13 protein-coding genes are annotated in these 17098 nt (G+C 68.2%); 6 read left to right on the forward strand and 7 right to left on the reverse strand.

The window, feature by feature from the left end; translation table 11 throughout:
• Positions 1 to 16 precede the first annotated feature (16 nt).
• Positions 17 to 1711, reverse strand: coding sequence for an arginine--tRNA ligase (argS, locus tag OG555_RS16075; RefSeq protein WP_329483697.1), 1695 nt, complete (start codon positions 1709 to 1711; stop codon positions 17 to 19).
• 118 nt (positions 1712 to 1829) lie between these two features.
• Positions 1830 to 4052 carry a bifunctional glycosyltransferase/CDP-glycerol:glycerophosphate glycerophosphotransferase gene (locus OG555_RS16080; RefSeq protein WP_329483698.1) on the reverse strand — a complete coding sequence of 741 codons (2223 nt, stop codon included), beginning with the start codon at positions 4050 to 4052 and terminating at the stop codon, positions 1830 to 1832.
• 24 nt (positions 4053 to 4076) lie between these two features.
• Between OG555_RS16080 and OG555_RS16085 the strand changes: the two genes are divergently transcribed.
• A complete protein-coding gene (locus tag OG555_RS16085) occupies positions 4077 to 4856 on the forward strand; it encodes a Fic family protein (protein ID WP_329483699.1) in 780 nt (259 codons plus the stop codon).
• Between the two features lie 300 nt (positions 4857 to 5156).
• Here the strand turns inward: OG555_RS16085 and OG555_RS16090 are convergent, their stop codons facing one another.
• Positions 5157 to 5975 (reverse strand): HAD family hydrolase, encoded by an 819-nt coding sequence (locus tag OG555_RS16090; protein WP_405070666.1) that lies wholly within the window; start codon positions 5973 to 5975, stop codon positions 5157 to 5159.
• A 413-nt stretch (positions 5976 to 6388) separates the two neighbouring features.
• Here OG555_RS16090 and OG555_RS16095 point away from each other — a divergent pair, with 413 nt between their 5' ends.
• Together OG555_RS16095 and OG555_RS16100 are read left to right on the forward strand one after the other, a co-directional pair.
• Positions 6389 to 8083 carry a chitinase gene (locus OG555_RS16095; protein WP_329483701.1) on the forward strand — a complete coding sequence of 565 codons (1695 nt, stop codon included), beginning with the start codon at positions 6389 to 6391 and terminating at the stop codon, positions 8081 to 8083.
• A 1-nt stretch (position 8084) separates the two neighbouring features.
• A complete protein-coding gene (locus tag OG555_RS16100; RefSeq protein WP_329483702.1) occupies positions 8085 to 8999 on the forward strand; it encodes a helix-turn-helix domain-containing protein in 915 nt (304 codons plus the stop codon).
• Here OG555_RS16100 and OG555_RS16105 read toward each other — a convergent pair.
• Together OG555_RS16105 and OG555_RS16110 are read right to left on the reverse strand one after the other, a co-directional pair.
• Positions 8996 to 9445 (reverse strand): aminoacyl-tRNA deacylase, encoded by a 450-nt coding sequence (locus OG555_RS16105; protein ID WP_328525389.1) that lies wholly within the window; start codon positions 9443 to 9445, stop codon positions 8996 to 8998. The two genes, OG555_RS16100 and OG555_RS16105, sit on opposite strands and share 4 nt — an antisense overlap.
• 4 nt (positions 9446 to 9449) lie before the next feature.
• The gene (locus OG555_RS16110) at positions 9450 to 10658 is read right to left on the reverse strand and encodes an MFS transporter (protein WP_329483703.1); all 1209 of its coding nucleotides are present in this window, start codon (positions 10656 to 10658) and stop codon (positions 9450 to 9452) included.
• A 71-nt stretch (positions 10659 to 10729) separates the two neighbouring features.
• On the opposite strand from OG555_RS16110, the gene OG555_RS16115 reads away from it, so the two are divergent.
• Together OG555_RS16115 and OG555_RS16120 are read left to right on the forward strand one after the other, a co-directional pair.
• Positions 10730 to 11617 carry a LysR family transcriptional regulator gene (locus tag OG555_RS16115; protein WP_329483704.1) on the forward strand — a complete coding sequence of 296 codons (888 nt, stop codon included), beginning with the start codon at positions 10730 to 10732 and terminating at the stop codon, positions 11615 to 11617.
• A gap of 88 nt (positions 11618 to 11705) precedes the next feature.
• Positions 11706 to 12461 (forward strand): hypothetical protein, encoded by a 756-nt coding sequence (locus OG555_RS16120; RefSeq protein WP_329483705.1) that lies wholly within the window; start codon positions 11706 to 11708, stop codon positions 12459 to 12461.
• A 36-nt stretch (positions 12462 to 12497) separates the two neighbouring features.
• Here the strand turns inward: OG555_RS16120 and OG555_RS16125 are convergent, their stop codons facing one another.
• Complete coding sequence (locus tag OG555_RS16125; RefSeq protein ID WP_329483706.1) at positions 12498 to 14042, reverse strand: glycoside hydrolase family 18 protein; 1545 nt, start codon at positions 14040 to 14042, stop codon at positions 12498 to 12500.
• A 28-nt stretch (positions 14043 to 14070) separates the two neighbouring features.
• Positions 14071 to 15789 (reverse strand): glycosyl hydrolase family 18 protein, encoded by a 1719-nt coding sequence (locus OG555_RS16130; protein ID WP_329483707.1) that lies wholly within the window; start codon positions 15787 to 15789, stop codon positions 14071 to 14073.
• A gap of 206 nt (positions 15790 to 15995) precedes the next feature.
• Here OG555_RS16130 and ssd point away from each other — a divergent pair, with 206 nt between their 5' ends.
• The gene (gene ssd / locus OG555_RS16135) at positions 15996 to 17078 is read left to right on the forward strand and encodes a septum site-determining protein Ssd (RefSeq protein ID WP_329483708.1); all 1083 of its coding nucleotides are present in this window, start codon (positions 15996 to 15998) and stop codon (positions 17076 to 17078) included.
• The last annotated feature ends 20 nt before the right edge of the window (positions 17079 to 17098 follow it).

Below are 17098 nucleotides of genomic sequence, written 5' to 3' on the forward strand. Positions count from 1 at the left end.
GGCAACCTCCGAAGTGTCACATCGCGTCAGGGGCCTCGATCCCGAGCAGGCCGAGTCCATCCTGCAACACCTTCCGCGTCGCCGTGCAGAGGGCTATCCGGCTCGCCCGGGTCTGGCCGTCACTGGTCAGGACCGGACACCGCTCGTAGAAGACGGACAGTGCGGACGCGACCTCGTAGAGATAAGTGCACAGCCGATGCGGCTGCAGGGTGTCGGCGACCTGGGCGACCGTGTTCGCGAAGCCGGTCAGCAACAAGGCCAGCCGCTCCTCGGCCGGGTCCTGGAGCTCGACCACCTCACCGCCTTCGGAGCCGGCCTTCGTGAGGAGCCGGGTCAGCCTGGCATGGGCGTACTGCAGGTACGGGCCGGTGTTGCCGGTCATGGCGACCATCCGGTCCAGGTCGAACACGTAGTCGTTACCCCGGTCGCTGGACAGGTCGGCGTACTTGACGGCACCGATCCCGACTGCCCGCGCGGTCGCCGGCCGATCGATGCCCGCTCTGCCCTCGAGCAGTGCATCCGCCCGTTCGACGGCGTCATCGAGGAGCGCGGTCAGCTTCACCGTGCCACCGGCCCTTGTCTTGAAGGGCTTTCCGTCCGGTCCGAGCACGGTGCCGAAGGACACGTGTTCGGCTGGAATTGCCGGCGGCAACCAACCGGCGGTCCGGGCGAGCGTGAAGATCTGGTCGAAGTGCAGGGCTTGCCGGTGGTCGACGACGTACACGATCCGATCGGCGTGCAGGGTGTTCACCCGGTGCCGGATGGCGGCGAGATCGGTCGCGCTGTAGCCGAAGCCGCCGTCGGACTTCCGCACGATCACCGGCAGCGGCTGGTTGTCCCGCCCGACGAAGCCCGGCAGGAACGCGCAGAGCGCGCCGTCGGATTCGGTCAGTAGGCCGGCTTCGGTCAGCTCGTCGACGATCGTCGGCAGGTCATCGTTGTACGCACTCTCGCCGACCACATCCGCCCGCTGGAGATTGGAGCCGAGGAGCGCGTAGACCTGCTCGAAGTCGTCCAGCGACACGTCGACCATCCACTGCCAGATCGCCCGCGTCTCCGGATCACCGGACTGCAGCAGCACCACCCGTCTCCGGGACAGGTCGGCGAAGGTGCCATCGGCATCGAAGTGCTTCCGGCTCCGCTCGTAGAGCAGCTGCAATCCCCGCAGATCAAGGGATTCCGCGTCGAGACCTTCCTCGAGCAACTGCTCGATCATCATTCCGTACTGCGTGCCCCAGTCGCCGACGTGGTTCTGCCGGATGACGTCGTACCCGACGTACCGCAGCACGTTGCAGAGCGCGTCGCCGATCACCGTGGACCGCAGGTGGCCGACGTGCATCTGTTTGGCGACGTTCGGCTGGGAGTAGTCGACGACGACCCGCTGGTTCCTCGGCCCGAAGGTGGTCGGCTGGTTGACCGCGGTCGCGAGGGTCGAGGGGAGCAAGGTCAGGTTGATGAAACCGGGGCCGGCGATCGACGGGGTCTCGCACAGGTCGGCGACGTCCAGAGCGGCGACCAGGCGTGCGGCGACCTCCCGCGGCGGCAGGCTCAGCAGGTTGCCGAGCCGCAGCGAGAGATTGCTCTGGTAGTGGCCGAACTCGGGTTTCGTCGCCGACCGCAGTTCGGGATCGAGGTCGGCGTACGACGAACCGAAGGCGGCCGCGGTGGCGGCGGACAGTCTGGCGGCCAGGACAGGCAGAACAGCGGACATGATGAAGTCCTTCAAGGGAGACGCGACTGGAACAGGCTGGCGTATTCAGACAGTGCGTCGTCGTCGCAGGCTGGAGCGCACGCGCAGGGCGTGGGCGAACTCCAGGCTGATCGACATGTCAGCCATTATGCATGAAGTGCGGCGAGGGTGCCGCCTTGCGATCTGCGAGCGGCACGATCGCCGGTACGTCGGTCTCGCTGAGGAAGACGCGTCGTACTACTCGTTCGGCCGCCCGGCCGTCGTCGTACTCGCAGAACTTCTCCCGGTACAGATGGCGGTGTTTGGCCGCCTCCGGCGAGGCGAACGCGCCGGTCCGGAAGGCGGCGTGCAACTCCTCGGCCGACCGCGCGATCAGCCCGGGCGGGAACTCGGTGATGTCGAAGTACGTCCCCCGGCGCCCGTCGTAGAAGCCCTTGTCGTCGACCAGCAGCACGATCGGGCGGTCCAGGTTCGCGTAGTCGAAGGTGATCGACGAGTAGTCCGAGATCAGCACGTCCGCCGCCAGCATCAAGTCCTCGACGCGCGGGTGCTCGGACACGTCGATCACCTTGCCGGAGTGCACATCCGGTGCCTTGGACAACGAGTAGTGCGTCCGCACCAGCACCCGGCCGTGCTCACCGGCTGCGCTCGCCAGTTGGTCCAGGTCCAGGTGGATCCCGTCCCCACCGAGGTCGACCAGTCCGCTGGGCGTCCGGATCGAGTCGACGCCGTCGCGGAACGTCGGCGCGTAGAGCACGACCAGCTGCGAGTCGTCGAACCCGAACCCGGCCCGGATCGCGCGGACGTCGTCGACGGTCGCGGTGAGCAGCCGGTCGTTCCGCGGGTAGCCGTACTCGAGCTCCTCGAAGTACGCCGGGTAGGTCCGCTCCCAGATCTCCGAGGAGTACCGGTTCGAGGACAGGTTGAAGTCCCACCGGTCGACCTGGCGCATCAACTCCTCAAGGTCCAGGTCCTTCGCGGCCGCCGGGAAGAACCGGAGATCGGTCCCCATCGTCTTGAGCGGCGTACCGTGCTGGGTCTGCAGGTGGATCTGGCCCTCGCGTTTCTCCAGCTCCTTGGGCCAGTTCATGTTGCTGACGAAGTACGTCGCCCGGTCCAGCAGCTTCTGGTACGCCGGTGAGCCGGCGACGACGTACTCGACACCCTCCGGGATGGCGCTCAGGTGGTCGGCGTCGACAACCCACACCCCACGCAGATGCGGCGCCAGTTCGGCGGCCTTCTCGTAGATCGCCCGAGGGTTGCACGCGAACTGCTTGAACCAGTACGCCGTGTAGGCCGCCAGGTTCGGGTCGAGTTTGCCGCGCCGCCGCAGTTTGCCGACCGTCTTGCGCGGACTCGAGACGTGCAACACCTTCGCGCTCAGCTTGAGCGTCGAGTAGGTCGCATAGTCGTCGTGGATCAGCAGCCAGCGCTTGAACCCGCGCCCGGTCCGGTCAGTCGTGTACCCATCCGGCTTCCAGCGCTTCGCGAACGCGTGCGCCGCGTGGAAGAAGTCGGCCCGGTCGTCCTGATCGATCCGCTCCGGCTTCGCCAGTACGGCGAGGATGTGGTCGAGCGACCGGTCGAACGCGAACCGGCGCCACCCGGCCAGCTCCGGATCGGACTGGATGAACGCGTGCACCTGGTCGTACTGGTCGAAGATGTCCCACTGCTTGCGGCCGCTGGTGGCGTGGATGTTGCCGCCGGTCCGGTGCTGCCGGTAGTGCACGACGACCCGGTCCAGGGTGGCGATCCGCTCGGCGGTCAGCATGGTCGAGTAGGTCCAGGGCGCGTCCTCGTAGAAGCCGGCCGTGAACGCGAACCCGTGCCGGCTGAGGAAGTCCCGCCGGCAGGCCTTGTTCCAGACCACTTCGAGGAACGTCAGGAAGATCGGCCGCTCGGCCGCGGTGAACACCCCCGCGCCCTCCCGGGCGAACGCGTCGTGCCGCTGGTTGCGGACCACCCGGCCGTCCCAGAAGACCCGCTCGTAGTCGAACAGCACGATGTCCGGCTGCCCGGTCGCGTCGATCCGGCCGGCGATCGCCTCCAGCGAGCCCGGCAGGTAGAGGTCGTCGGCGTCCAGGAACAGCACGTACTCGCCGCGGCACTCCTTCAGCCCGGCGTTCCGGGTCGAGCCGAGGCCGACGTTCTCGTCCAGGTGCAGCACCCGCACCCGCGGGTCGGCGGCGGCGTACTCGTCCAGGATCCGCCCGGAGCCGCCCAGGTCGGCGTCGTCCACCCCGATCACCTCGAAGTCGGTGAACGACTGGCTCAGCACCGAGTCCAGGCACGGCCGCAGCCAGGCCCGCGACCCATGACACGGAACCACGATGCTGAACTTGGGGACGATGCCGAGCGCCATGCCACGTCATCTTAAGGTGCAGCTATGAGTGCAGACGTGTTCGAGCCGTTGGCCGGTCTGGAGGGGGTCGGGTCGGCGGCCCGGGCGGCGCGGGACGCGGTCGACGTACTGCTCCGGGACCGCGGGCTGCGCAAGGTCGGCTCGGACATGACTGCCGAGGCGCTGCTGCTCGGCGCGCACGCGTCCGCCGCGCTGGCCGGCAGCACGGCGACGCTGGACGACGTACGCCGGGGTGCCGGCGACGGACTGTCCTCCGGCGCGGTCCGGATGACCGGCGAGCTGATGGCGCTCGCGCCGCGCGTGGACACCGCACCGGTGCAGGTCTGGACCAGACTGCACCAGTTGGCCGCGGCCGACCTGGGCCCGGAACAGGAACTGGGCCATCTGCGGACCACTCAGGAGCCGGTGCCGGACGACATCCCGGGTCTGCTGCCGGCGCCGCCCGCGGACGAGATGTGGGAGCGGCTGAGCGCGCTGGCGCAGAACCTGACCCGGCCGACCAAGGCGCCCGGCCTGGTCGTCGCAGCCATCGTGCACGCCGAACTGGCCGTCCTGCGCCCCTTCCCGACCGCGAACGGACTCGTTGCCCGGGCCGCCGAACGCTGCCTGTTAGTTGCCAGGGGCATCGACCCGGTGGCGGTCACGGTGCCGGAGGCCGGTCACTGGGAGTTGGCGGCGACCTATGGATCGGGCCTCGATGACTACGCAGCGCGAGGACTGACCGGGGTTCGTGATTGGTTGCTGCGGTCGTGCGAGGTCGTGTCACTCGGTGCCGAGCGCTCGCCGCTGGGGACCAGGGCCTGACGTGCGAACGGCGTCCTCTGATGAGAACGCCGCCGCTGGCACGTCATTCTGGTTACCATGCGTGCACCTGTTTTGCCGCCCAGGATCAAGCCTGGGTCGAGCTGCCCGTTTGGGATGGGCTGGTCGCCGCGTGGGTGCCTGACTGCCGTGCAATCTCTACCGGATCCGAAGATCCTTTGTGCTTCCTTTGTACTCCTGAAAACCCTTCCTGTGAAGGGGATGCGTGGCAGTCATGGAGTTGAGAACAATGAAGCATCCTTCAGCTTTCGGGCCTCTCGACGACTCCGGCGGAGGGTGGTTTCAGAGCCCCCGGCGGCTGCGTCGGCGGGCGGCCAGGAACAGCGCGAAGGCCGCCAGTCCGGCGACCGCGGTGGCTGCCGCGGGGCGCCGTACGTCCCGGAAACGGGACCGTTCGGCCAGGCCGACCGGCTTACTGAAGTCGAGCACCGGCCAGTCCCGCGCGACGGCCAGCCGGCGCAGCGCCTTGTCCGGATTGACCACGTACGGGTGACCGACCGCGGCCAGCATCGGCTCGTCGGTGACGGAATCCGAGTAACCGTAGGAGGTTGCGAGGTCGTAGCCCTCGGCCGCGGCCAGCGCGCGGATCGCGGTCGCCTTGTGCGGACCGTACGCGTACTCGGCGATCTCACCCGTGTATTTGCCGTCGGCAACGACCATCCGGGTGGCGATCACCTTGTCGGCGCCCAGCATCGCGCCGATCGGCTCGACCACCTCGGCGCCCGACGAGGACACGATCACCACGTCCCGGCCGGCCGCGTGGTGCTGCTCGATCAGTTCCACCGCCTCGTCGTGGATCATCGGGGTGACGATGTGGTGCAGGGTGTCGGCGACGATCGCCTGCACGGTCCGGACGTCCCAGCCGGTGCACATCGCGGAGATGTACTCGCGCATCCGCTCCATCTGGTCGTGGTCGGCGCCACCGAGCAGGTAGACGAACTGCGCGTACGCGCTGCGGAGCACCGTCCGGCGGTTGATCAGCCCGCCGGCGTAGAACGGCCGGGAGAACGCGAGGGTGCTGGAGCGGGCGATTATGGTCTTGTCCAGATCGAAGAACGCGGCCGATCGGGGCGGGCTGGAGGGCTCCATGAGGTCGAGCATAGGCAGCCGGGCGAAACGCCGAGAGACCCGGGCTTTTGTGTCGGCCGGTATCCCGTTAGACTAGTTCGCAGTGTGACAGTGACACTGGTTGGAACCGCCTGACCGGCGGGTCTGACGCCTGGACGACACGGGTCTGGTTCGCAATCGAATCGAGATGTGTGAGATCTGGTTTTGGGGGGTACATACCCCCTGACAGTGGCAGACTGTCGCCTCCTGAACGGCCCCCGGCTCCTCCCCCCGAGCCCGTGGCCGAAGACGGCCCCCGGTCACCCCCCCGCCGGGGGCCGTCGCCTTTCCTCCTCCGGGTTCCCCGTGTAAAGACCTGTACAGTTCTCAGCTTTTTCGCGCGTGAGAGCGCGTTCACTTTATGCAGGGTCTTGACAATGTAGTTGCGCGGTCACAGCTTGTAAGCCATGAACCCGCCTGCACACCGCCCCCAGGCAGCGATCATCACCGGCCTGCTCGCGCTTGCTCTGGCCCTCCTGGGCCTGCTCCTGGTCCCTTCGACCGGGTCCGCCGCCACCAACCTCGTCACCAACGCCGGCTTCGAGTCCGGCAGCCTGTCCGGATGGTCCTGTCCGGCCGGCAGCGTCACCACCTCCAGCCCGCACGCGGGCTCCTACGCGCTCCAGTCCAGTCCGAGCTCGAACGACATTGCGCGCTGCACCCAGTCGATAGCGGTCCGACCCAATACGGCGTACACGCTGTCTGCCTGGGTCAAAGGGTCGAACGTGTACCTGGGGGTCGACGGTGGGGCCAGCACCTGGACCACCAGCTCCACCTGGAGCCAGCTGACCGTCCCGTTCACCACGAGTGCGTCGGCGACGTCGGTCACCATCTATCTGCACGGCTGGTACGGGCTCCCGCCGTACCAGGCGGATGACGTCGTACTGGATGGACCGGGTGGGACTGCGGACACCACGCCGCCGTCGACTCCGGGTGGACTGACCGTCGGTAGCCTGACCTCGAGCTCGCTGCAGCTCAACTGGTCCGCCGCGTCCGACGCCAACGGCATCGACCACTACGACGTCGTCCGGGGCGCCAACGCCGCGCAGAGCGTGGGCAACGTGACCAACTGGACCGCGACCGGGCTGAGCCCGAGTACGACGTACTCCTTCAAGGTGCGGGCGTGTGACCCGAGCGGCAACTGCTCGCCGTACGGCGCGACCGTGTCCGGCACCACCTCCAGCGGTCCCACCGATCCGCCGCCAGCCGGCAACCTGCCGACACACGTCCTCACCGGGTACTGGCAGAACTTCAACAACGGTGCGACCGTGCAGCGCATCTCCGATGTGCAGTCGGCGTACGACCTGATCGCGGTGGCCTTCGCCGACGCCGACTCGTCGCGGCCCGGTGGCATCACCTTCAACCTGGACAGTGCCGGGCTGGGTGGCTACACCGTCGCCCAGTTCAAGGCCGACATCGCGGCGAAGCACACGGCCGGGAAGAAGGTCATCCTGTCGGTGGGCGGCCAGAACGGCACCATCTCGGTCGCCGACCCTACCGCCGCGGCCAACTTCGCGAGCAGTGCGCTCTCGGTGCTGCGCGAGTACGGCTTCGACGGGATCGACATCGACCTGGAGAACGGTGTCAACGCGCAGTACCTGGGTCAGGCGCTGCGCAGCTTGCAGAGCCAGTTCGGCAGCGGGCTGATCATCGCCATGGCGCCGCAGACGATCGACATGCAGAGCACCTCGTTCGAGTACTTCAAGCTCGCGCTGGCGATCAAGGACATCCTGACCGTGGTCAACGTGCAGTACTACAACTCCGGCTCGATGAACGGCTGCGACGGACAGGTGTACTCCCAGGGCACGGTCGACTTCATCACCGCCCAGGCCTGCATCATGCTGCAGGGCGGGCTGCGGCCCGACCAGGTCGGTCTCGGCCTGCCGGCGTCGTCCCGGGCGGCCGGGAGCGGCTATGTCTCGCCGACGATCGTCAACAACGCGCTGGACTGCCTGACCAAGGGCACGAACTGCGGCAACTTCAAGCCGAGCACCACGTGGCCGTCGCTGCGCGGTGCGATGACCTGGTCGACCAACTGGGACGCGCTGAACGGCAGCGTGTTCGCCAACCAGGTCGGTGCCCACGTCCACTCCCTGCCCTGACATGCACAGTTACCGACCCGCTCCGGTGCTGGAGGCGCTCGGTGTCTGCTCGGAGGACGAGCAACTCTACCGGGCGCTTCTGGCCAGCCCGGAGTCGACGACGACTGATCTGGTCCGGGACACCGGCTGGCCGGCCACCCGCGTCGGCCGGCACCTGCGGTCCCTGCTGTCCCTCGGCCTGGCCGCGCGGACGCCGGTGCGCCCGGCTCGCTACCTGCCCGCCGTGCCGGAGGCTGCTGTCGAGTTGCTGGTGCTGCGGAAGCAGGCCGCGATCGTCGAGGCTCGACTGGGTGCTTCGGTGCTCTCTTCCGAGTTTCGCCGGCGCAATGCCTTCACTGTGGTCCGAGGGGCCGAGGCGATCGCTCAGCGGTTCTACCAGGCACAGCAGTGCGCTCAGGAGGAGGTGCTGGTCCTCGACCGGCCGCCGTACGCCGTGGTGCCGATCGAACCACCCCGTGCGCACGGGGTGTCGTACCGGACCATCTACGACATGGCGTCGCTCTCGGAGCCCGGTGACCTGGTGGCTGCCAGATCGGCCGGGTGCCGGATCCTGCGCGACGTACCGCTGAAGCTGCTCGTGGCGGACCGCCGCACCGGCCTACTCCCCACTGGTCCCGACGTGGTCGTGGAACTGGGCCCCTCGAGCCTGCTGGACGCCCTGTTGCGCCTCTTCGACCTGCTCTGGCAGCAGGCAACCCCGCTGACCCCGTCGACCAGCGAAGGCCCCCTGACCTCCGACGATCGCCAACTGCTCTCCCTGGCCGCAGCCGGTCTGACAGATCAAGCCATCGCCCGCCGCCTGGGCGTGGCCCAACGCACCGTAGAACGCCGGATGCAACGCATCCTCAAAACCCTCGACGCAACCACGCGCTTCCAAGCCGGGCTTCGAGCCGGGCAGCGTGGCCTGCTCGTCTAGTCGGTGACATCGGCGACGGTGGCGTTGAGAGCCTTGGCCAGCGCCTCGGCGTCCACCGTGATGCCGACGCCGTGGTCGCCGCCGCCGATCGAGATCGTGCCGGTGATCCGCTCGTCGGCGATCACCGGCCAGGGACGCGTGCTGCCCAGCGGGGTGATCGTGCCGCGAACATAGCCGGTCACGTCGAACGCGGTGTCCTTGTCGGGCATCGAGATACGGTTGACGCCCAGCAGTGTCCGCAGCTTCGGCCAGGCGATCTCGCGGTCACCGGGGACCAGCACGAACCGGTAGTCGTCGTCGGACAACCGGACCACGATCGTCTTGATCAGCCTGGCCGGCTCGATGCCCCGGGCCGCCGCGGCCTCCTCCAGCGAGTTCACTCGGCCGTGCCGGGTCACCTGGTAGCTGAGACCCAACTGATCGGCTGCATCGGTCGCTTTCGTCACCTGATCAGTTTCGCACCCTGCTGGGGACGTTCTTCAGCAGTACGGCGAGCACCAGCGTCGCCAGGAACAGCACTCCGGCCTCGAGGGCGACTCCGTTCCAGCCTGCGCGGCTCCACGCCGTACCCGCCAGACCTCCGAAGACAGATGAGCCCAGGTAGAAGGAGAAGAGGTACATGCTGGACGCCTGGCCTGTGCCACCGCCGCTGGCGTGTGCCCGGGCGGGGACCCAGCCGCTGGCCACACCATGGACCGCGAAGAAGCCAGCGGTCATCAGTGCGAGACCGAGCACGATGAGCGGCAGCGGCGCGGCAAGAGTGACCGCCACACCGGCCAGCGTGATCAGGCAGCCGACCGGTACGACCGCACGTCGCCCGAAGCGGTCTGCGAGCGACCCCGCGGTGGCTGAGCCGGCGGACCCGAGCAGATAGACGCAGAAGACCAGCCCGGCCGCTCCGGCACTCAGGTGGTACGGCGCTCCGGACAGCCGGAACACGGCTCCGTTGTAGACGGCGACGAATGCGCCGACCGCGGTCGCGGCGATGCCGTACAGCGCGAGCAACGCCGGATCCCGCAGTACCGGCCAGATGCTCACGCGTCCGGAGCTTCGACGGAAGTTCCGCGAAGCGGGGAGCAGGAGCCAGACCAGTGCGGCGCACACGACCCCGACCATCGCGATGCCACCGACCGCGAATCGCCACCCAGCGATATCCGCTAAGCCTCCAGCGATGAGGCGGCCCGCCATCCCGCCGACGGCCGTCCCGGCGATGTAGAGGCCGCTGGCGCGCGCATGGCTGTCCGTATGCACCTCTTCCCGCAGATACGCCATGGCGACCGCCGGCAGCCCAGCCATTGCGACGCCCTGCAGACCGCGGAGCAGGAGCAGAGTGTGCCACGTCGGTGCCACCGCGCTGAGCAGGGCGAACCCAGAAGTCGCAGCGACCGACCAGCGAATCAGTGTGGTGCGGCCGATCACCTCGGAGGCCGGACCGGCGATCAGGAGTGCGATGCCGAGCCCGAGCGTGGCGAGCGACACGGTGAAGGCGCTCTGGCTGGGGGAGACGTGGAATGCGTCGACCAGCTCGGGGAGCAGCGGCTGTGTGCTGTACAGCAGTGCGAAGGTCGCCAGTCCGGCCGCGAAGAGAGCGATGGAAAGTCTGCGGTACTCCGGATCACCGGGCAGGTACCCGGGCTCGAGGGCGGCGGACTTGTGCATGTCCTCGACGGTCGCACAGCTTGTGCGATACGTGAAATGTCGATCTCGGCAGTAATCGATACACTTTCGGCATGCATGTCGAGGACCTGCGGTGGTTCGCCGTACTCGCGGAGACCGAGCATCTGACCGAGGCGGCGGCGACCCTCGGGACGAGTCAGCCGAATCTGTCCCGCGCGCTCCGGCGGGTCGAGAGCGCCTTCGGGGTGCAGTTGTTCGAGCGCGAGCACCGGGGCGTGCGACTGAATCCGTACGGGCGGCTCGTGCTGGAAGCGGCCCAGGCTGGGACGGCGGCGGTCGACGCTGCGCGGCAGCGGATCGACGCGCTGCTCGATCCGGAGTCGGGGACTGTCCGGTTGGGGTTCCTGCACTCGGTCGCGACCAGCCTGGTGCCGGATCTGCTGAAGGCGTTCCGCGAGGTTGCGCCGAGTGTCGGGTTCGCGCTGCGGCAGGAGCCGGCGCACGACATCGTCCAGGACCTGGAGAGCGGCGAGGCCGAGATCGGCATCATCGCGCCACGACCGGACCCGGAGGTGTTCGGCTGGCATCTGCTGGAGCAGCAGCGGCTGTGCCTGCACGTCCCGCCGGGGCACCCGCTGGCGGCGCGGCGGCGGGTGGAGCTGGCCGCGGCGGCGGACGAGCCGTTCATCGGGCTGCGGCCGGGGTTCGGGTTCCGCCGCATCAGTGAGGAGCTGTGCCGAGCGGCCGGCTTCACGCCGCGGCTGGCCTTCGAAGCGACCGACCTGGCGACGATCGACAGTCTGGTCGGTGCCGGCCTTGGAGTGGCCGTCCTGCCGTCCGGGGCCGTCCGTGGGAATGACAGTGGAGCCGTGTCCGTGCCGCTGGCCGGTGTCCAGGCTCGTCGCGAGATCGGCATGGCTTGGCGGCTGCGGACCCAGCTGACCCCGGCGGCCGAGCGATTCCGGACATTCGTCCGCTCCCGGCCGGTGACGTCCACCTGACTTCCCCGACAGCGACTTCCGTAGCGTTCGTCCAATTTTCCCGGTGTCGACTTGCAGTCAGAGGCCTTTCCACCGCACGCTTTCCTCCGTGAGGAAGAGTCTCAGTTCGTTCCGGCCGAGCCGGCGACTGCTGTTCGCGGCCGGTACGGCGGCCGCGGCGTCGACAGTCGCGGCCGCTTCGGCGTCGGCCGAGTCGGTGACGGGACTGACCTCGCTGGGCAACTACGGGTCGGGCGTTCTCGGCGCCTGGGAGCAGCAGGCGCGCGCGATCTCGAGCGAGGCGCAGGTCCGCAAGACGCGGGAGAACGACGGCGTCTTCATGTTCGGCGACAGCATCGGCGTCCAGGACGGGCCTCCGCTGGCCAGGCAGTTGTCCCAGCTCGGCATCAGCGTCGCCGTGCACAACTGGGCCGGCCGGCCGGTGACCCCGGCGGTCGACGCCCTGGACACCTGGGCGCAGGACTATGGCCTGCCCCACCGGATCCTGATGTCGGTCGGGTCCAACGACATCTTCACGCCGCCCGCGGTCGCCGCTCAGGTCGACCGGACGATGCAGATCGTCGGCGACGAGCGGACGGTCTACTGGGTCAACGTGCAGGCGGCCCGGACGGCGCACGGGCCCGGCGTGCAGGTCTCCGACCAGCGCAACAGCGCCTGGATCAACCTGCAGCTCGCGGAAGCGCAGCGCCGGTACGAGAACCTCCGGATCGTGCACTGGGCCGAGCATCTGGCGGCCAAGCCGAACCGCCTGGCCAGATACCTCCGCGACGGCCTGCACCCCTCTATGCCGCTCGGGCAGAACGCCCGCAACGGCCTCATCGTAGACGCGATCAAGGCCGGCTGATGGCGCCGCACGGTTTCCCGTGCGGCGCCGTACCAGTTAGAACCCTGCCGTGATGCGGGTGAACTCCCAGTCGGGCTGCGCGATGCCGCTGCAGTTGGAGACCACACCGCCGCCGGCACAGCCGCGGTCGCGGTTCACCGACCAGAACGCCAGCCGGCCGAGCCCGTTGCTCTTGGCCCAGTTGGTGATGTTCTGCCAGGTCGCCGTCGTGGTCATCTCCTGCTGGTCCGACAGACCGTTCATCCCGGAGATGCCCTGGTGGGCGTAGGCCTCCGCGGTGCTCCAGCCGAAGGTCGCCTTGAGCTTGTTGTTCAGCCCCTGCGACGCGCCGACCGTGTCGTTGTAGATGTTCGAGCTGCCGAAGTCGAACGGCATCAGCGTGAAGATGTCGATGTTCGCGCCGAGCGCCGCGGAGCGCTCGATCAGCCGGTTGCCGTAGTAGTTCGGGCCGGTCGTCGAGGTGCCGAAGGTGAGGATCGTCTGGATCCCCGGGTTATTCTGCTTGACGATCTTCAGCGCGCTCAGGATCCGGTCCTGGACCGCCTCGTTCTCGAACTCGTCGGTGTTCTCGATGTCGATGTCGATCGCCTTCAGGCCGTAGGCGCTGATCACCTGCTGGTACGCGCCGGCGAGTGCTTCCGGCGTACCGCAGTTCGGGCCGAGCTTGTTGCCCTGCCAGCCGCCGATCGACGGTACGACGTCACCGCCGGCCGCGTGGATCGCCGCGATCGCGTTCGCGTCCGCACTGCCTTGCAGCGGCCTCGAGCCGTCCCAGGCCGGGTTGCAGCCACCGGACGACAGGATGAAGGCCATGGTGAACCACTTGATGCCGGTGGCGTTCATCACGGTGGTCGGGCTCGGTGGGTCTCCCCAGCCCATGTACAGGTACGGCGCTGCCTTCGCGCTGCCCGTGTTGCCGCCACCACCTGTCGTGGTCTTGACCGAGATGCTGCCGCTCTTCGGACCTTCTCCGGCGCTGTTGGACGCGCTGACCTGATAGCTGTACGTCGTGTTCGCGCTGAGCCCGGAGTCCGTGTACGACGTACCGGTCGGGCTGCCGACCTTCGTGCCGTTGCGGTAGACGCTGTAGCTGGTCGCGCCGGACGTCGCCGACCAACTGAGGCTCACCGAGCTCGAGGACGCCGTACCCGCGAGGCCTGTCGGTGCGCCGGGGACTGTCCCGCCACCGCCGCCCGAGCAGGAGCCGCCGTTGAGCCGGCAGGCAGCGAGGCCGGGGAAGTTCCCCGGGCTGCCGTTGAACCCGAAGCTGACCGAAGCGCCCGGTGCGAGCGGTCCCGCCCAGCTGGGCGGGGTGAAGGTGTGGGTCTGGCCGCTGCTCGTGTGGGTGGCGTCCCACGCGCTGCTCACGGTGTAACCGGACGGGAAGTCCAGTGCGACGGACCAGGTGCTCAGTGAGCTGGTGGTGCCGTTGGTGACGGTCACCTTGCCTTCGAAGCCACTGCCCCAGTCCGACACTTTGGTGAAGGCTGCGGTGACTCCTGCCGCGTTCGCCGCCTGTGCTGTCAGCAGTGCGACAACCACTGCGGTGATGGCCGCTATGGCCAGAGAGATGCGTTTCATGATGCTCCGATCAGTGGGCGGTACGTGATCAGACCCGGCCCCAGAGTGCGGGGACGTTCGGTGGCTCCCAGCCGGTCAGGGAGGTGTGACCCTGGATGCACTTGTAGGTGACGCCGTTGTAGGTCACCAGCGCACCGGTCGCATAGGTCGTGTTCGGCGCCCACGGGGTGGCCGTGGGAGGCGTCGTCGGCGGTGTGGTGGGAGGGGTGGTCGGGGGCGTGGTCGGTGGAGTGGTGGGCGGTGTTGTCGGGGGCGTGGTGGGAGGCGTGGTCGGCGGTGTGGTCGGCGGGCCGCTGCAGCCTGGGGTCTCGGCGTTGACCGAGTTGACGACGGCGTTGAAGAGCGTGACGTTCGGGTCCAGCGCCTCGAGGGAGTACATCATCGCGCCGCCCAGTCCGTTGCAGTGCTGGTAGTCGGCCTTGGCCTTGATCGACTGGGCGTTGTCACCGGACCAGAACGTGCCGTTGCTGTAGAACCACGAGGACTTGGTGGCGTCGTCGAAGTACGACATGGACGGGTTGTCGACGAAGCCGGTGAGCTCCTTGTAGAACGAGACACCCGGCACGTTGCCACTCAGCGCGTGTCCGTCGGCCGGTCCGGTCGCGGTCTGGTACTTGCCGTTGGCTGTGCTCGGAACACCCTTCCATCCCCGGTAGTAGAAGGGATAGCCGATGGTGAGCTTGCCGGCCGGGAACCCGCCGGGGATGCCGTACGCCGGGTCACCAGTCGTCCACGCCTTGACCGCGGCGTCGACGGAGTACTTGCCCGAGCCCGGTGGGATCGGATTGCTCGGGTCATTGGGAGCGGTGTAGAGCGGGTCCTGGAAGTTGGTCGGCCCGGTGGCCTCCCAGCCGCCGTGCATGTCGTACGACATCACGTTGTTGTAGTCGAGGTACTGCCCGATCTTGTTCGTCTCGATCGTGGCGATCTTGTCCTGCCCGGCCGGAGTGGCCGCGGTCAGGTAGTAGCGCTTGCCGGTCTGGTTGCCATAGGCATCAAGCTGGGCACGCAGTTCGGCCAGCAACAGGGTGAAGTTCTGCTTGTCGGCGGCGCTGTAGTGGTTGCCGACGTGACCGTTCGGCGAGCCCGGGTACTCCCAGTCGATGTCGATGCCGTCGAAGATGCCGGCCGCCGTACCGGGGCCGCCGAAGCCGTCGACCACCGGCAGGTCACCCTTGAGGAACATGTTCACGCAGGAGCTGACGAAGGCCTTGCGCGTGGCGTCGGTGGAGGCGGCGTCGGAGAAGTACTTCGAGTACGTCCAGCCGCCGATCGAGATCAGGATCTTCAGGTTCGGGTACTTCGCCTTGAGCTTCCTCAACTGGTTGAAGTTGCCCTGGATCGGCTGGTTCCAGACGTCACCGACCCCGTCGACGCTGATGTCCGCGCCATACGACTTGCCGTAGTCGGCGAACGCGTCACCGGCGAGGTCACCGGCGTTCGGGTTGTTCTCGTCCTGCGAGGCGGCCTTGTTGGCCATGAAGCAGGTGTGGTCGGTCGGGTGGACGTTGGCGAACGCGTAGTTGAGGAAGTCCAGTTTGCCGGCCACACCGGCGGTGACCAGGTTCTTCGGATAGAACGCGTTGGCGTAGATCCCCCACTGGGTGAAGTACGCCGTCTTCACACCGCCGCTCGTCGCAGCCGTGGCGGTGCGTGCTTCTGGGGTTGCCAGCGAGACGCCGGCGGCGGCGATCAGGGCGGTGGCGGCGACGGTGGCCGTAGCGGCGAGCATGCGCAGTCGACTCATGGGCGGGTCCTCCGGAGCGTGGGACGGAAGCGGTCCGGTGAAATTTAGTTAAAGACGCTTCGAAAGGAACCGTAACCGTTCCCGGCGGGTTGGTCGCCGCCTTGTCGTGGCGGGTTCCCGCTGCTGACGGAAACCCGACAACCCTTTGTCCACAGGGATTCCGGTGGGACGCGCGAAGTGGGTCCGGCAACGGCATCTTCTAAGGCATGGACACGAATTCACCTCCCACATCGGTGCTCTTGGCAACTACCAACGAAATCCTGCTCGACGACCTGCTCAGGCTGTCGGCGGCAGCCGCGATCACACCCCTGGTCGAGCCCGACCTGATCGGCCTGCGCCGGAGCTGGCACTCCTGCTCGCTGGTCGTGGTCGGGCGAGACCTGGCCGAGCCACTGGCGCGCGCCCAGCCTGCGCCCCGGCCGGGTGTCGTCATGGTGGGCTCCGCGCTGGACGGTGACGAGCTCTATCGCTGCGCCTTCGACGTCGGCGCGGACGGGGTGTTCCGCCTGCCCGACGACGAATCCGCGCTCGCCGGCAAGCTCGCGGACGCGGTGGACGGAGCGGTCCGGACAGCTCTCACTCTCGCCTTCGTCGGCGGCTGTGGGGGAGCGGGTGCCACCACGCTCGCGTCGGCCGTCGCGGTCTTCGGCAACCGGCGCGGCCTCCGCACGATGCTCATCGACGGCGATCCCCTGGGCGGTGGCATCGAGCTCGCCCTCGGCATCGAACGTGATCCCGGCGACCGCTGGCCCAAGCTCCTCAACGCCTCAGGCCGTGTCAGCGCCGCCGCCCTACGCTCCGCGTTGCCCTCAGTCGACGGACTGGCCGTCCTGTCCTGGGATCAGTCCGACGTGACCGCCCTGCCACCCGACACGATGAGCTCGGTGATCGGCGCCGCCCAACGCAGCAGCGATCTGGTCGTGGTCGACCTTCCCCGCCGTGCGGATCCCGCCGTCGAGGAGGGCTTCATCCGTGCGGCGGCAACCCTCCTCGTCGTGCCCTGCGACGTCCGCTCCGTCGCTGCAGCCAAGCGCTTGGTCGGCCCTCTCCGCGCCGTAGCCGGCGACCTCCGAGTGGTGGCCCGGGAATCCCGCCGCCCCCACGGCCTCTCGGCCACCGATGTTGCCACCCACCTCTCCTTGCCCTTAGCAACAAAAGTGACGCCCGAACGCGACCTCCCGGTCTCGATGGACCAAGGCCGCTTCGACCCCCACCCCCGAGGCCCCCTGTGCCGAGCCGCCACCCAGATCCTCGACCTCTTCCCCACCCCCGAATCAACCGCAGCCTGATGACCCGCTTGCCGGAGCCA

This window comes from Kribbella sp. NBC_01484 (genome assembly GCF_036227145.1).
In the GTDB taxonomy this organism is placed as follows: Bacteria; Actinomycetota; Actinomycetes; order Propionibacteriales; family Kribbellaceae; genus Kribbella.

Excerpts from the sequence above, each read along its gene's own strand:
- argS (WP_329483697.1), bottom strand. The coding sequence starts at position 1,711 with ATGTCCGCTGTTCTGCCTGTCCTGGCCGCCAGACTGTCCGCCGCCACC.
- OG555_RS16080 (WP_329483698.1), bottom strand. The coding sequence starts at position 4,052 with ATGGCGCTCGGCATCGTCCCCAAGTTCAGCATCGTGGTTCCGTGTCAT.
- OG555_RS16085 (WP_329483699.1), top strand. The coding sequence starts at position 4,077 with ATGAGTGCAGACGTGTTCGAGCCGTTGGCCGGTCTGGAGGGGGTCGGG.
- OG555_RS16090 (WP_405070666.1), bottom strand. The coding sequence starts at position 5,975 with ATGCTCGACCTCATGGAGCCCTCCAGCCCGCCCCGATCGGCCGCGTTC.
- OG555_RS16095 (WP_329483701.1), top strand. The coding sequence starts at position 6,389 with ATGAACCCGCCTGCACACCGCCCCCAGGCAGCGATCATCACCGGCCTG.
- OG555_RS16100 (WP_329483702.1), top strand. The coding sequence starts at position 8,085 with ATGCACAGTTACCGACCCGCTCCGGTGCTGGAGGCGCTCGGTGTCTGC.
- OG555_RS16110 (WP_329483703.1), bottom strand. The coding sequence starts at position 10,658 with ATGCACAAGTCCGCCGCCCTCGAGCCCGGGTACCTGCCCGGTGATCCG.
- OG555_RS16115 (WP_329483704.1), top strand. The coding sequence starts at position 10,730 with ATGCATGTCGAGGACCTGCGGTGGTTCGCCGTACTCGCGGAGACCGAG.
- OG555_RS16125 (WP_329483706.1), bottom strand. The coding sequence starts at position 14,042 with ATGAAACGCATCTCTCTGGCCATAGCGGCCATCACCGCAGTGGTTGTC.
- OG555_RS16130 (WP_329483707.1), bottom strand. The coding sequence starts at position 15,789 with ATGAGTCGACTGCGCATGCTCGCCGCTACGGCCACCGTCGCCGCCACC.
- ssd (WP_329483708.1), top strand. The coding sequence starts at position 15,996 with ATGGACACGAATTCACCTCCCACATCGGTGCTCTTGGCAACTACCAAC.